The sequence below is a fragment of the Janthinobacterium sp. SUN073 genome (genome assembly GCF_030397665.1).
In the GTDB taxonomy this organism is placed as follows: Bacteria; Pseudomonadota; Gammaproteobacteria; order Burkholderiales; family Burkholderiaceae_D; genus Janthinobacterium.
Genome location: NZ_JAPUBT010000004.1, coordinates 22,838 through 35,816 on the forward strand (window position 1 = coordinate 22,838; position 12,979 = coordinate 35,816).

Below are 12,979 nucleotides of genomic sequence, written 5' to 3' on the forward strand. Positions count from 1 at the left end.
GCGCCAAATAGCACTGCCCGGAAAAGCCATGCTTTCCCGGGCAGCGTCAAAAGGACTGAAAACTAGACCGTCAGCACTTCTTTTTCTTTGTCGACCACCATCTTGTCGATGTCGGCAATAAACTTGTCCGTCAGTTTCTGCACTTCTTCCGACGAGCGGCGCTCATCGTCCTCGGAGCAGGCTTTTTCCTTGACCAGTTTCTTCAGCGACTCGTTCGCATCGCGGCGAATGTTACGCACGGCAATCTTCGCGTCTTCCGCTTCGGTCTTGACCAGCTTGACCATTTCCTTGCGGCGCTCTTCCGTCAGCGGCGGCGTCGGGACGCGGATCATGTCGCCCTGTGCCGATGGGTTCAAGCCCAGGTCGGCGTCGCGGATGGCTTTTTCAACGGTCGAGGCCATTTTCTTTTCGTACGGCTGCACACCGATGGTGCGCGCGTCGATCAGGGTCACGTTGGCCACCTGGGTCAGCGCCGTCGGCGAACCGTAGTAATCGACCATCACGTGGTCCAGGATACCCGTATGGGCGCGGCCGGTACGCACTTTGGCCAGGTCGGCCCGCAGTGTTTCCAGCGACTTCGTCATGCGTTCCTGGGTGTTCTTTTTAACGTCTGCTAAGGACATACGCCCTCCTATATCTTGATAATAAATGGGTATTACAATTATTCACTGCAGTGTCAATGCTCGCGCAGTCGGGAGTGCCGAAAACCGTTCAGGGCAAGGCGCAGAACCGAAGACGCTACGAATAGTACATAACGTGGATCAGGCACTGCAACGCAGCCATGGACGGTTTCTCGGTGCTCCTTATTTCTATACGTGGACCAGCGTACCTTCATCTTCGCCCATGATGACGCGCATCAGCGCGCCTGGCTTGGTGATCGAAAACACCTTGATTGGCAGTTTCTGGTCGCGGCACAGGGCGAATGCGGTGGCATCCATCACTTGCAGGTGCTTGGCGATGGCGTCGTCGAACGTAATCGTGTGGAACAGGGTGGCGTTCGGATCCTTCTTCGGATCGGCCGTGTAGACGCCGTCGACCTTGGTGGCCTTCAGGACGATCTCGGCACTGATCTCGGAACCGCGCAGGGCGGCTGCCGTGTCGGTGGTGAAGAACGGATTGCCGGTACCGGCGGCGAAGACCACCACTTTGCCTTCTTCCAGGTATTGCAGGGCTTTCGGACGGACGTACGGCTCGACAACTTGCTCGATGCCGATGGCCGACATGACGCGTGCGACGATGCCGACGTGGCGCATGGCATCGGCCAGGGCCAGTGCATTCATCACGGTGGCAAGCATGCCCATGTAGTCGGCGGTGGCACGGTCCATGCCTTGCGCGCCAGGAGCGACGCCACGGAAGATATTGCCGCCACCAATCACGATTGCCAGTTCCACACCCAATTTCGCCACCTCGGCCACATCGGCCACCATGCGCTCGATCGTGGCGCGGTTGATGCCGTAGGGATCATCGCCCATCAGGGCTTCGCCGGACAACTTGAGGAGGACGCGCTTGTAGGCTGGTTTTGACATGAGCTGGGGCTCCATAAATGAGGTTATTCGAGTATGACATGGCGCAGCGCCTTGCAGCGCCGGATAGGCGCGCGGGGCTGCCCATGCCGCCGCCCGGCACGACAGGTGCGGGCGGGCCAAAAAAACGGGCCTCTCGGCCCGCTTTACTTACGCTCCCTGGGAGGCAGCCATCTGTGCTGCGACTTCTGCTGCGAAGTCGTCTTGCTTCTTCTCGATGCCTTCGCCTACCACGTACATGGCAAAACCTTTGACGCTGGTGTTAGCCGCCTTCAGCATTTGCTCAACCGACAGCTTGTCGTTTTTCACGAAAGCCTGGTTCAGCAGCGATACTTCTTTCAGGAACTTCTGTACGGAACCTTCCAGGCGCTTGGCCAGGATTTCCGGCGATTGCGCTGGCTTGCCTTCGGCGGCCGCTTTGACTGCGTCTTCTTCGGCTTTCAGTTGGGCAACCGAACGCTCTTTTTCGATCAGTTCCGCAGGAACTTCGTTCGACGACAGCGACACTGGCTTCATGGCAGCGATGTGCATGGCCACGTCTTTGCCGACTTGCTCATCGGCGCCGTCGAATTCGACGATCACGCCAATGCGCGCACCGTGCAGGTACGACGCCAGCTTGTTGCTGGTTTCGAAACGCTGGAAGCGGCGGATGGTCATGTTTTCGCCGATTTTGCCGATCAGGGCAGCGCGCACTTCGTCCAGGGTCTTGCCATCGAGTGGCAGGGCCAACAGGGCAGCGACGTCAGCCGGGTTGTGTTCCGCTACCAGACGGGCAGCGTTGTTGGCCAGTGCCAGGAAATCGTCGTTTTTCGCAACGAAGTCGGTTTCCGAGTTCACTTCGACCAGGGCGCCTACGCCATTGGCGATGTAGGTTGCCACAACGCCTTCAGCGGTGATACGTGCCGATGCTTTCGATGCCTTGCCGCCCAGTTTGACGCGCAGGATCTCTTCCGCACGCGCCATGTCGCCATCGGCTTCGGTCAGTGCTTTTTTGCATTCCATCATTGGTGCGTCGGTTTTGCCGCGCAATTCGCCTACCATCGCTGCTGTAATCGCTGCCATGTGTTTCTCCTGATTCGGTGAGTCGATAGTCGCGGCCGGGCAAATCTGCCTCGCCAGCGGTCTCTATCGTTTTTTTGTTAAAAAAAAGGGGGAGCTGCTGCCACCCCTTTTCCCTTACTGCTGTGCTTACAAACGGCTATCTCGCGATAGCCTGGCCATTAAGCCTGTTCGTTTACTTCGACGAATTCGTCGCCAGCGGCTGCTTTAACCATTTCAACAACTTCGTTACCGGCAGCTGCACGGCCTTCGATGATTGCATCAGCAACACCGCGAGCGTACAACATGATGGCTTTCGAGGAGTCATCGTTACCTGGGATCACGAAGTTCACGCCTTCTGGGGAGTGGTTGGTATCGACAACGCCGATGACCGGGATACCCAGTTTAGCTGCTTCGGTGATCGCACCTTTATGGTAGCCGACGTCGACGACGAAGATTGCGTCAGGAATGCCGCCCATGTCCTTGATGCCGCCGATCGATTTTTGCAGCTTGATCATTTCGCGGGAGAACATCAGCGCTTCTTTTTTCGACAGCTTCTCGATCGAACCATCTTCAACCATGACTTCCATGTCTTTCAGACGCTTGATCGAGGTTTTGATCGTTTTGAAGTTGGTCAGCATGCCGCCCAACCAACGTTGATCAACGAAAGGCACGCCAGCGCGTTGTGCTTCAGCAGCGATGATTTCGCGCGCTTGACGCTTGGTGCCAACCATCAGGATGGTGCCACGGTTTGCAGCCAGTTGACGCACGTGCTTCATTGCGTCCTGGTACATCGCCATGGTTTTTTCCAGGTTGATGATGTGGATCTTGTTGCGATGGCCGAAGATGAACGGTGCCATTTTTGGATTCCAAAAACGGGTTTGGTGACCAAAGTGGACACCGGCTTCCAGCATTTCGCGCATTGTTACGGACATTATTAACTCCAGGGTTGGGTCTGGAATCCGATCAGTCACCATACAGGCACCCTTGTCGACCGGATTCGCGTGTTTATATAAATTAAAGACACTGTTTTGCTGCATTGCCCAAAAGAGAATTCAAGCAACCCGGGATTCTACACCGAAATGCCCATTCCATCAAGTCCACGACGCAAATCGCGCGCGCAGCGACGGCAAGCCTTGCACCACACTGGTGCAAGGCGTATCCACCATGGACTTTCCCGCAAAAATCGCCTGCCCGCCATAGGATGGAGGCGGCGGATGCGGGGCGCCTCGTTTATAATTTCGACATATTTGCAGACTTTTTCTCGTACGCTGAGATTCGTCTGTGCTTTTCACCCGAACATCTTGCAGATTGCGAATTACACCATGGCCACCATCCGTATTAATAGCGCCGCCGACATCGAAGGCATGCGCGTTGCCGGCAAGCTCGGCGCCGAAGTACTCGATTACATCACTCCCTTCGTCAAGGTCGGCGTCACGACCGGCGAACTGGACCGCCTGTGCCACGAATACATGGTCAACGTGCAAGGCACCATCCCTGCCCCGCTGAACTACTGCCCGCCAGGCTACACGCCTTACCCGAAGGCCATCTGCACCTCCGTCAACGACGTCATCTGCCATGGCATTCCCGGCGACAAGGTCTTGAAGAGCGGCGATACCGTCAACCTCGACATCACCGTCATCAAGGATGGCTACCACGGCGACAACAGCCGCATGTTCTTGGTTGGCACGCCCACCATTCTGGCCAAGCGCCTGTCGGAAATCACCTATGAATGCATGTGGCTGGGAATCGACCAGATCAAGCCGGGCGCCCACCTGGGCGATATTGGCCACGCCATCCAGCAACATGCGGAAAAAGCCGGCTACAGCGTGGTACGCGAATTCTGCGGCCACGGCATCGGCAAGGTCTTCCATGAAGAGCCGCAAGTGCTGCACTACGGCAAGCCGGGCACCCTGGAACGCCTGGAAGCGGGCATGATCTTCACCGTGGAACCGATGATCAACTCGGGCCGCCGCGAAATCCGCGAAATGAACGATGGCTGGACCATCAAAACCAAGGACCGCAGCCTGTCGGCGCAATGGGAACACACGGTGCTGGTGACGGAAACGGGCTATGAAGTGCTGACCGTCTCGCCCGGCATGCCGCCGCCGCCGGGCTTCATCACCAACAAAGCCTGATCCCGCCAGCCAGCCAAACGCAACGCCACTCCAGGGCCCAGATGAAAAAGCAGATTCGGGAACAGCTGAAACAGCAACTGAAAGCCGACCGCCAGGTCGTCATTGCGGCCTTCCAGGCCGACGGCAAGCCTGAAAAACTGCTGCGCAGCCTGCGCCACAGCGTCGATGGCGTGCTGGCGCGCGCCTGGCAGGAAGCGGGTTTGCCGCCCGGCACGGCCCTGGTGGGCGTGGGCGGCTACGGCCGCGGGGAACTGTTTCCGTATTCCGACGTCGATCTGCTGATCCTGCTGCAGCAGGCGCCCGATGCGGCGACGCAGGAAAAGCTCGAGGAACTGGTCCAACTGCTGTGGGACCTGGGCCTGGAAATCGGCCACAGCATCCGCACGGTCGATGAATGCATGGTCGAATCAAAGGCCGACATCACCGTGCAAACCAGCTTGCTCGAAGCGCGCCTCGTGTGCGGCAACGCGGACCTGTTCGCGCAACTGCAGCAGCGCTACGAAGCGGCCATGGACCCGCAGGCGTTTTTCCAGGCGAAAACGGCGGAAATGCGCCAGCGGCATGCCAAATACGAAGACACGGCCTTCAGCCTGGAACCGAATTGCAAGGAAAGCCCGGGCGGCTTGCGCGACTTGCAGGTGATTTTGTGGGTGGCCAAGGCGGCTGGCCTGGCCAACTCCTGGCGCACCCTGGCCACGGGCGGCCTGATCACCCTGACGGAAGCGCGCCAGCTGATGGAAAAGGAACGCGCCTTCAAGGATATCCGCGTGCGCCTGCACCTGCATGCGGGGCGGCGCGAAGACCGCCTGGTGTTCGACGTGCAGACGGCGATCGCCGAATCGCTGGGCTTGCAAGCCACGGGCAGCGGGCCGCACATGCGCCGCGCCAGCGAATACCTGATGCAGCGCTATTACTGGGCCGCCAAAACGGTGACCCAGCTCAACACGATTCTGCTGCAAAACATCGAGGCACGGCTGTTTCCGCAAGACGATGTGGCCGTGCCCATCAACGAGCGCTTCAATGAAGTCAACAGCCTGATCGACATCAGCGCCGACGATACGTTCGAACAATATCCGTCGGCCATGCTGGAAATCTTTGTCCTGATGACGGAGCGCCCGGCGCTGAAAGGCATGACCTCGCGCGCCACGCGGGCCCTGTGGCATGCGCGCTTCAAGATCGACGCCGCCTTCCGCCAGGACCCCGTCAATCGCGCCCTGTTCCTGCGCATCATGCGCGCCCCGGTCGGCATCATCCATGCGCTGCGGCGCATGAACGAGATGAGCATCCTGGGACGCTACCTGCCGAATTTCCGCCGGATCGTGGGTCAGATGCAGCACGACCTGTTTCACGTGTACACGGTCGACCAGCACATTTTGATGGTGGTGCGCAACATGCGTCGCTTCACCATGAGCGAACATGCGCACGAATACCCGTTCTGCAGCCAGCTGATGGCCGATTTCTCGCAGTCGTGGCTGCTGTACGTGGCGGCCCTGTTCCACGACATCGCCAAGGGACGCGGCGGCGACCATTCCAAGCTGGGCGTGGCCGATGCCACCCAGTTCTGCCAGGACCACGGCATGTCGGCAGAGGATACGGAACTCATCGCTTTCTTGGTGGAAAATCACCTGACCATGTCGCAAGTGGCGCAAAAGCAGGACCTGTCCGACCCCGACGTCATCGCCGCGTTCGCGAAAGTGGTCAAGGACGAGCGCCACCTGACGGGCCTGTACCTGCTGACGGTGGCCGACATCCGCGGCACCAGCCCGAAAGTGTGGAACGCGTGGAAGGGCAAGCTGCTGGAAGACCTGTACAAGATCACCCTGCGCGTGCTGGGCGGCGAGCCACATACGGCCGACCGCGAACTGAAGAACCGCCAGCAAGAAGCGCTGGCCACCCTGCGCCTGTACGGCTTGCCGCCGGACGCGCATTTGAAACTGTGGCAGCAGCTCGATGTGGCGTATTTCCTGCGCCACGACGCCTCCGACATCGCCTGGCAGACGCGCTCGCTGTATGACAAGCTCGACAGCAAGTTGCCGGTGGTAAAATGCCGGCTGGCGCCCATCGGCGAAGGCTTGCAGGTAGCAGTCTACATTCCCGACCAGCCCGACCTGTTCGCGCGCATCTGCAGCTATTTCGACCGCAAGAATTTCAGCATCCTCGACGCGAAGATCCACACGACCAGGAATGGCTACGCGCTCGACACCTTCCTCGTCACGGAGCAGAACTTCGCCAAGAGCTACCGCGACATCATCAGCCTGATCGAGCATGAGCTGGGTGAACTGCTGCAGTCGCAGACGCCACTGCCGCCGCCGGGCAAGGGACGGCTGTCGCGCCTGTCGCGCACCTTCCCCTTCCAGCCGACGGTGGACTTGCGGCCAGATGAAAGGGGCCAGTACTACCTGCTGTCGGTGGCCACCAATGACCGCACGGGCCTGCTGTATGCGATCGCCAATGTGCTGACCAAGTACCGCATCAACCTGCACACGGCCAAGATCATGACCCTGGGCGAGCGGGTCGAAGACGTCTTCCTCGTCGACGGCCCCGCGCTCAACAATGCCCGCAACCAGATATTGCTGGAAACCGATTTACTCGATGCGCTGAAGGTGTAAACCTTGCGCGCAGCGCCTACCCTTACTGAAACTGAAACAACATGACCGAAGAATTGTTACGCTTGTCCAAACGCATGTCCGAACTGGGCCTGTCCTCCCGCCGCGAAGCCGATGAATGGATCGCGCGCGGCTGGGTTCGCGTCGACGGCAAGGTGGTATCCGAGCTGGGCAGCAAGGTCTATCCCAGCCAGAAAATCACCGTGGAACGCCAGGCGGCGGCCGAACAGTCCAAGCGCGTGACCGTGCTGATCAATAAACCGATGGGTTACGTCAGCGGCCAGGCCGAAGATGGCTACACGCCGGCCGTGGCCCTGATCAAGGCCGAGAACCGCTGGGCGGAAGACCGCAGCCCGGAACAGTTCCATCCGACCCAGCTGCGCAGCCTGGTAGCGGCTGGCCGCCTGGACATCGATTCCGTCGGCTTGCTGGTCTTGACGCAGGATGGGCGCGTGGCCAAGCAGCTGATCGGCCACGATACCGATATCGACAAGGAATACCTGGTGCGCGTGAGCTACACCAAGGGCGATACCCTGCCCGACAGCGAGCTGAAAAAGCTCAACCACGGCCTGTGGCTCGACGGCAAGCCGCTGCTGCCGGCCAAGGTGCGCTGGCAAAATGAAGACCAACTGAGCTTTACCCTGCGCGAAGGCAAGAAACGCCAGATCCGCCGCATGTGCGAAGCCGTGGGCCTGAAAGTACTGGGATTGAAACGCGTGCGCATCGGCAAGGTCAAGCTGGGCGACTTGCCGACGGGCCAATGGCGCTACCTGAGCGCGGACGAACAATTTTAAGCGTGCCGGGATCTATATCCAGCAGGCAACAAGAATAGTGAAATAAAGGCAATTATTGTGATTTAGTTAGCAAATATTGCCTTGAACCTATACACTATTCCCCATTAGAACAAAAGAGATACGCTGTCGTGAACGATCCCATTCCTAATCCCCTGCGCAAAGGCGCGCCCAGCCTGGCCGATGTGGCCGAGCCGATGGAGCCAGGCACCAAGCCGCACCATATGAGCGATCCGTGGGATATCGGTGAAACCCTGTGCAGCCTGGCTGATAACGGCGACGCCATTTCCATCTACCCGACAGGCGGCGAAGACGTCATCATGGCGCGCATCTTGTCCGTCGACGATGACTTGCCGCAATTCGTGCTGGAACTCAATGAGGGGACCACCCTGCCCGAAGGCGGCGCCACGTTTGTATCGTGGGTGCAAAACGCCAAGCTGCAATTTACCATCAATGGCGAATGGGAGGCGTATCCCGAGCGGCCGAACGTCTACCTGACGAACTTCCCCAGCCATTGCCTGGTGCTGGAACGGCGCGAGTCGGCGCGTCTGGAAACGCCGCTGGGCGTGTACTACCTGGCCGCCTTTGTGCTGGAAGGCCGGCCGTATGAATTGCAGCTGTATGATTTCTCGGCCGGCGGCATCGGCATGCGTGCCCACCCGCGCGATACGGTCGGCCTGTATGTGGGCCGCAAGCTGTCGCGCGTACGGCTGGAACTGGGGCCGGACAAGGTCATGATCGCCGACCTGGAAATCCGCCTCTCGCGCACCTTCCGCTCCTTCCTGCTGGGCGAGCAAGTGCAGATCGGCTGCCGCTTCCTGAACCTCACGGATGCGATGCAGGATGAATTGAAGGCGCTGCTGGATCACCTGGGCAGCAGCCGCAAGGTGCGCTAGGTTTGCTTCAGGCATAAAAAATGGCCGCCCAGCTGATGCTGCGCGGCCATTTTTTGTTTAACAGCCAAAGTCACGAGGCGCCTGAAAAACGTTCAGGGCAAGGCGCATTGCCGAAGACAGTACGAATAGTACGGCGAGGCAATGCAACGCCGCCATGGACGTTTTCTCAGGCGCCGATCAATCGTCGTCGTTCGGATCCAGGTCGGGGAACATGACCTCCGTATAGCCAAACTGCGTAAAATCAACGATACGCATCGGATACAAAATGCCATGCAAGTGGTCCACTTCATGCTGCACCACGCGGGCGTGGAAGCCGTCGCAATCGCGGCTGATGGGCTGGCCGAACTGGTCCACGCCTTCATAGTGCAGCTCGCTCCAGCGCGGCACGCTGCCGCGCAAACCAGGCACGGACAGGCAGCCCTCAAAGCCTTCTTCCTTGCGCTCCGTCAACGGCGTCAGCACAGGGTTGATCAGCACGGTTTCCGGCACTTGCGGCGCATCGGGATAGCGCAGATTCTGCTTGAAGCCGTAGATCACCAACTGCAGGTTGACGCCGATCTGCGGCGCCGCCAGGCCCGCGCCATTGGCCGCATGCATGGTGTCGAACATGTCGGCGATCAGCGCATGCAATTCGGGCGTATCGAATTCGCGCACGGGCTCGGCCATGCGCAGCAGGCGCGGATCGCCCATCTTCAGAATCTCGCGTACCGTCATTTTGCTTCCAGTGTCGATTGCAGTTGTTGCAGGTAAGTGCGGAAGGCGGCGCCCGTTTCCGGATGTTTCATGCCCATCGCCGTCGTTGCCTTCAGATAACCGAGCTTGGAGCCGCAATCATAGCGTTGCCCCTGATAGCGGTAAGCCAGCACGCGCTCTTCGCGCATCAGGGCGGCAATACCGTCCGTCAACTGGATTTCGCCGCCGGCACCCGTTCCGAGGTTTTCCAGGTGACCGAAGATGCGGCTGGTCAGCACATAACGGCCCACCACGGCCAGGGTCGACGGCGCCTCTTCGGGCGCAGGCTTTTCCACGATGGCCGAAACCAGTTCCAGGTCGGGCTGATAATTCTTTGCCGACACGATACCGTACTGCCTGGTTTCCGCGCGCGGCACATCCTGCACCGCCAGCAGCGAGCAATTTTCATACTGGAAGACATCGGTCATCTGCGCCAGCACGGGGCGCACGCCCTCTTCCACGTCCATGAAATCGTCGGCCAGCAAGACGGCAAACGGCTCGTCGCCGATCACGGGACGGGCGCACAGCACGGCATGCCCCAGGCCAAGCGGTGCCGACTGGCGTATGTAAATACAATTGATATGCTTGGGAATGACGTTTTGCACCATGTCGAGCAACAGGCGCTTGCCGGCCGCTTCCAGCTCCGACTCGAGCTCATAGGCCGTATCGAAATGGTCTTCGATGGCGCGTTTGTTGCGGCCCGTGATGAAGATCATTTCCGTGATGCCCGCCGCCACCGCTTCTTCCACTGCGTACTGGATCAATGGCTTGTCGACGATCGGTAACATTTCCTTCGGTTGCGCCTTGGTCGCAGGCAAGAAACGGCTGCCCAGGCCAGCGACGGGGAAAACTGCTTTTCTGATTTTTTTCATGGGTCTTCTGTAATATTTTAATGATTAGTCTTGCGCGAGCAAGGCCAGCAAACCAGCCTCGTCGAGGATGGCCACGCCCAGTTCCTGCGCCTTGGCCAGCTTGCTGCCAGCGTCCGAGCCGGCCACGACATAGCCTGTCTTCTTCGACACAGAACCGCTGACCTTGCCACCGGCCGCCTCGATCAGCTCCGCGGCCTCGTCGCGGCTCATATTGGGCAAGGTGCCCGTCAGGACGAAAGTCTTGCCGTCCATCTTGCCGCCAGCGGCTGACATTTCAGGCAATTGTGACAGTAATTCATTGCGCAGGGCGTCCAGTTGACCGAGCAGCTTGACATTGCTCTCATCGGCCAGCCATTGCGCCAGCGCTTCGGCCACGGCGGCGGGCAAGCCCGCGTGGAAGCTGGCGCCTTGCGCCGCCAGGCTGGCCAGGGTCACGCCCCGCTCCACCAGCTGCTTGCTGCGCGGTTCCGTCAGCTTGGGGATGCCGATGGCCGCCAGCAACGTCGTTTGTTCCAGCTGCGTACGCAGCTTGGCGCTGGGTGCGTGTTCGCCTTGCGGCGTGATGCCAGCGTCCAGCAATGCCTGCAGCGCCTGCTGGTTCTTTTCTTCGGCAAAAAAGTCGGCGATGGATTCGGCCACGGTGCCGCCGATATCGGGCAGGACGCGCAGCAAGGCCGCGGGCGCCTGCCGCACATACGCCAGGCTGCCCAGCCACTCCGCCAGGGTCTTGGCCGTCGATTCGCCCACGTGGCGAATACCCAGCGCAAACAGGAAACGTTCGAGCGGCGGACGCTTGCTTGCTTCTATGCCGGCCAGCAGGTTTTCCGCCCATTTGGTGGGAATCTTGCCCTGTTGCACTGTTTCAGGCGTCGAACCGTCGCGCTCGTCGGCGCGCACTTTCATTTCCAGCAATTTATCCAGGGTCAGGCTGTACAGGTCGGCCAGCCCATGCACGTATTCCAGTTCGACCAGGGTATCGATATAACGTTCCCCCAGGCCTTCGATATCCATCATGCGCCGCCCGGCAAAGTGGCGGAACGCTTCCTTGCGCTGGGCCGAGCAGAACAGGCCACCCGAGCAGCGGGCAATCGCCTCGCCCTCTTCGCGCACCACGTGGGAATCGCAGACAGGACAGCGCTCCAGCATCTTGAACGGCAGCGGCGCCGGTTCCGGGCGCTTCTCCAGCACCACGGACAGCACTTCCGGGATCACGTCGCCGGCGCGGCGCACGACGACGGTATCGCCCACGCGCACATCCTTGCGCAACACCTCGTCTTCATTGTGCAAGGTGGCATTCGTCACCGTCACGCCGCCGACTGACACGGGCGCCAGGCGCGCCACGGGCGTCATGGCGCCCGTGCGGCCCACCTGGATATCGATGCCCAGCACTACGGTCAAGGCTTCTTCGGCGGGGAACTTGTGCGCCAAGGCAAAACGCGGCGCGCGCGAGACAAAGCCCAGCTCCTGCTGGTCTTGCGTCGCGTTCACCTTGTAGACGACGCCGTCGATTTCATACGGCAAGGCGGGGCGGCGCGCGCCGATATCGGCGTAGTAGGCCAGCAAGCCCTGCGCGCCCGGCACCACACGGCGCTCCTTCGACACGGGGATGCCCAGGGTTTCATACCAGTCCAGCAGGGCCGAATGCGACACGGGCATGGTGGCGCCTTCCAGCGCACCGATGCCATACGCATAAAAACGCAGCTTGCGCTGCGCCGTGATGCGCGAATCGAGCTGGCGCAGGCTGCCAGCGGCCGCATTGCGCGGGTTGGCGAATTCCTTCTGCCCCGCTTCGCGCTGGCGTTCGTTCAGGCGGGCAAAATCGGCCTTGAACATCATGACTTCGCCGCGCACGTCCAGCACGGCGGGAATCTTGTCGCCATGCAGGCGCAGCGGGATGCCGGAAATGGTGCGGATATTCGCCGTCACGTCTTCGCCCGTGGCGCCATCGCCGCGCGTGGCCGCCTGCACGAACAGGCCGTTTTCATAGCGCAGGTTGATGGCCAGGCCGTCGAATTTCACTTCGGCAGCATAGTCGACATCTGCACCGTCAAGGTCCAGGCCTTCACGCACGCGGCGGTCGAAGTTGACGATATCGTCATCGGAGAAACCATTATTCAGCGACAACATCGGCACCGTGTGCGTGACTTGCTCGAATTGCGGCAACGGTGCCGCGCCCACGCGCAAGGTGGGCGAATCCGGTGCCCGGAGTTCGGGATGGGCCGCTTCCAGCGCCTGCAGTTCGACAAACAGCTTGTCGTACTCGGCGTCGGGAATGGTGGGATTGTCGAGCACGTGGTAGGCGTGCAGATGCCGGTTCAGTTCGGCAGTAAGATCCAGGACGCGTTGGGCGGCGTCCTGGTTGGTCGGATCAGTCATTATTGCG

At 60.2% G+C, this 12,979-nt stretch carries 11 protein-coding genes; 4 read left to right on the forward strand and 7 right to left on the reverse strand.

Features of this window, described 5'->3' with window-relative positions:
• Positions 1-62 precede the first annotated feature (62 nt).
• The 4 genes from frr to rpsB all read right to left on the reverse strand — a co-directional run bounded on the left by frr (position 63) and on the right by rpsB (position 3,496).
• Positions 63-623, reverse strand: a complete 561-nt coding sequence (frr, locus tag O0882_RS12970; RefSeq protein WP_071077757.1) for a ribosome recycling factor — start codon at positions 621-623, stop codon at positions 63-65.
• A gap of 186 nt (positions 624-809) precedes the next feature.
• A complete protein-coding gene (pyrH, locus tag O0882_RS12975; protein WP_071077758.1) occupies positions 810-1,526 on the reverse strand; it encodes a UMP kinase in 717 nt (238 codons plus the stop codon).
• A 147-nt stretch (positions 1,527-1,673) separates the two neighbouring features.
• Entirely contained in the window at positions 1,674-2,585 is a 912-nt protein-coding gene (gene tsf / locus O0882_RS12980; RefSeq protein WP_071077759.1) for a translation elongation factor Ts, read from the reverse strand.
• Between the two features lie 158 nt (positions 2,586-2,743).
• Positions 2,744-3,496, reverse strand: coding sequence for a 30S ribosomal protein S2 (gene rpsB, locus O0882_RS12985; protein WP_071077760.1), 753 nt, complete (start codon positions 3,494-3,496; stop codon positions 2,744-2,746).
• Positions 3,497-3,886: 390 nt separating this feature from the next.
• On the opposite strand from rpsB, the gene map reads away from it, so the two are divergent.
• The 4 genes from map (at position 3,887) to O0882_RS13005 (ending at position 8,992) form a co-directional block, all read left to right on the forward strand.
• Positions 3,887-4,699 carry a type I methionyl aminopeptidase gene (gene map, locus O0882_RS12990; protein WP_289948526.1) on the forward strand — a complete coding sequence of 271 codons (813 nt, stop codon included), beginning with the start codon at positions 3,887-3,889 and terminating at the stop codon, positions 4,697-4,699.
• 41 nt (positions 4,700-4,740) lie between these two features.
• A complete protein-coding gene (locus tag O0882_RS12995) occupies positions 4,741-7,308 on the forward strand; it encodes a [protein-PII] uridylyltransferase (protein WP_289948527.1) in 2,568 nt (855 codons plus the stop codon).
• 41 nt (positions 7,309-7,349) lie between these two features.
• Entirely contained in the window at positions 7,350-8,099 is a 750-nt protein-coding gene (locus O0882_RS13000; protein ID WP_289948530.1) for a pseudouridine synthase, read from the forward strand.
• A 128-nt stretch (positions 8,100-8,227) separates the two neighbouring features.
• A complete protein-coding gene (locus O0882_RS13005; protein ID WP_141168849.1) occupies positions 8,228-8,992 on the forward strand; it encodes a PilZ domain-containing protein in 765 nt (254 codons plus the stop codon).
• Positions 8,993-9,169: 177 nt separating this feature from the next.
• On the opposite strand, the gene def is transcribed toward O0882_RS13005, so the two are convergent.
• The 3 genes from def to ligA are packed head-to-tail and all read right to left on the reverse strand — an operon-like array spanning position 9,170 to position 12,972.
• The gene (def, locus tag O0882_RS13010) at positions 9,170-9,706 is read right to left on the reverse strand and encodes a peptide deformylase (protein WP_099759510.1); all 537 of its coding nucleotides are present in this window, start codon (positions 9,704-9,706) and stop codon (positions 9,170-9,172) included.
• Entirely contained in the window at positions 9,703-10,596 is an 894-nt protein-coding gene (gene galU, locus O0882_RS13015; protein ID WP_289948537.1) for a UTP--glucose-1-phosphate uridylyltransferase GalU, read from the reverse strand. Before galU ends, def begins: the two co-directional genes overlap by 4 nt.
• A 24-nt stretch (positions 10,597-10,620) precedes the next feature.
• Complete coding sequence (ligA, locus tag O0882_RS13020) at positions 10,621-12,972, reverse strand: NAD-dependent DNA ligase LigA (protein WP_289948539.1); 2,352 nt, start codon at positions 12,970-12,972, stop codon at positions 10,621-10,623.
• Between the last annotated feature and the right edge of the window lie 7 nt (positions 12,973-12,979).

Coding starts and splice junctions, on each gene's coding strand:
- O0882_RS13000 (WP_289948530.1), top strand. CDS start 7,350: ATGACCGAAGAATTGTTACGCTTGTCCAAACGCATGTCCGAACTGGGC.
- frr (WP_071077757.1), bottom strand. CDS start 623: ATGTCCTTAGCAGACGTTAAAAAGAACACCCAGGAACGCATGACGAAG.
- O0882_RS12995 (WP_289948527.1), top strand. CDS start 4,741: ATGAAAAAGCAGATTCGGGAACAGCTGAAACAGCAACTGAAAGCCGAC.
- rpsB (WP_071077760.1), bottom strand. CDS start 3,496: ATGTCCGTAACAATGCGCGAAATGCTGGAAGCCGGTGTCCACTTTGGT.
- pyrH (WP_071077758.1), bottom strand. CDS start 1,526: ATGTCAAAACCAGCCTACAAGCGCGTCCTCCTCAAGTTGTCCGGCGAA.
- tsf (WP_071077759.1), bottom strand. CDS start 2,585: ATGGCAGCGATTACAGCAGCGATGGTAGGCGAATTGCGCGGCAAAACC.
- ligA (WP_289948539.1), bottom strand. CDS start 12,972: ATGACTGATCCGACCAACCAGGACGCCGCCCAACGCGTCCTGGATCTT.
- map (WP_289948526.1), top strand. CDS start 3,887: ATGGCCACCATCCGTATTAATAGCGCCGCCGACATCGAAGGCATGCGC.
- def (WP_099759510.1), bottom strand. CDS start 9,706: ATGACGGTACGCGAGATTCTGAAGATGGGCGATCCGCGCCTGCTGCGC.
- galU (WP_289948537.1), bottom strand. CDS start 10,596: ATGAAAAAAATCAGAAAAGCAGTTTTCCCCGTCGCTGGCCTGGGCAGC.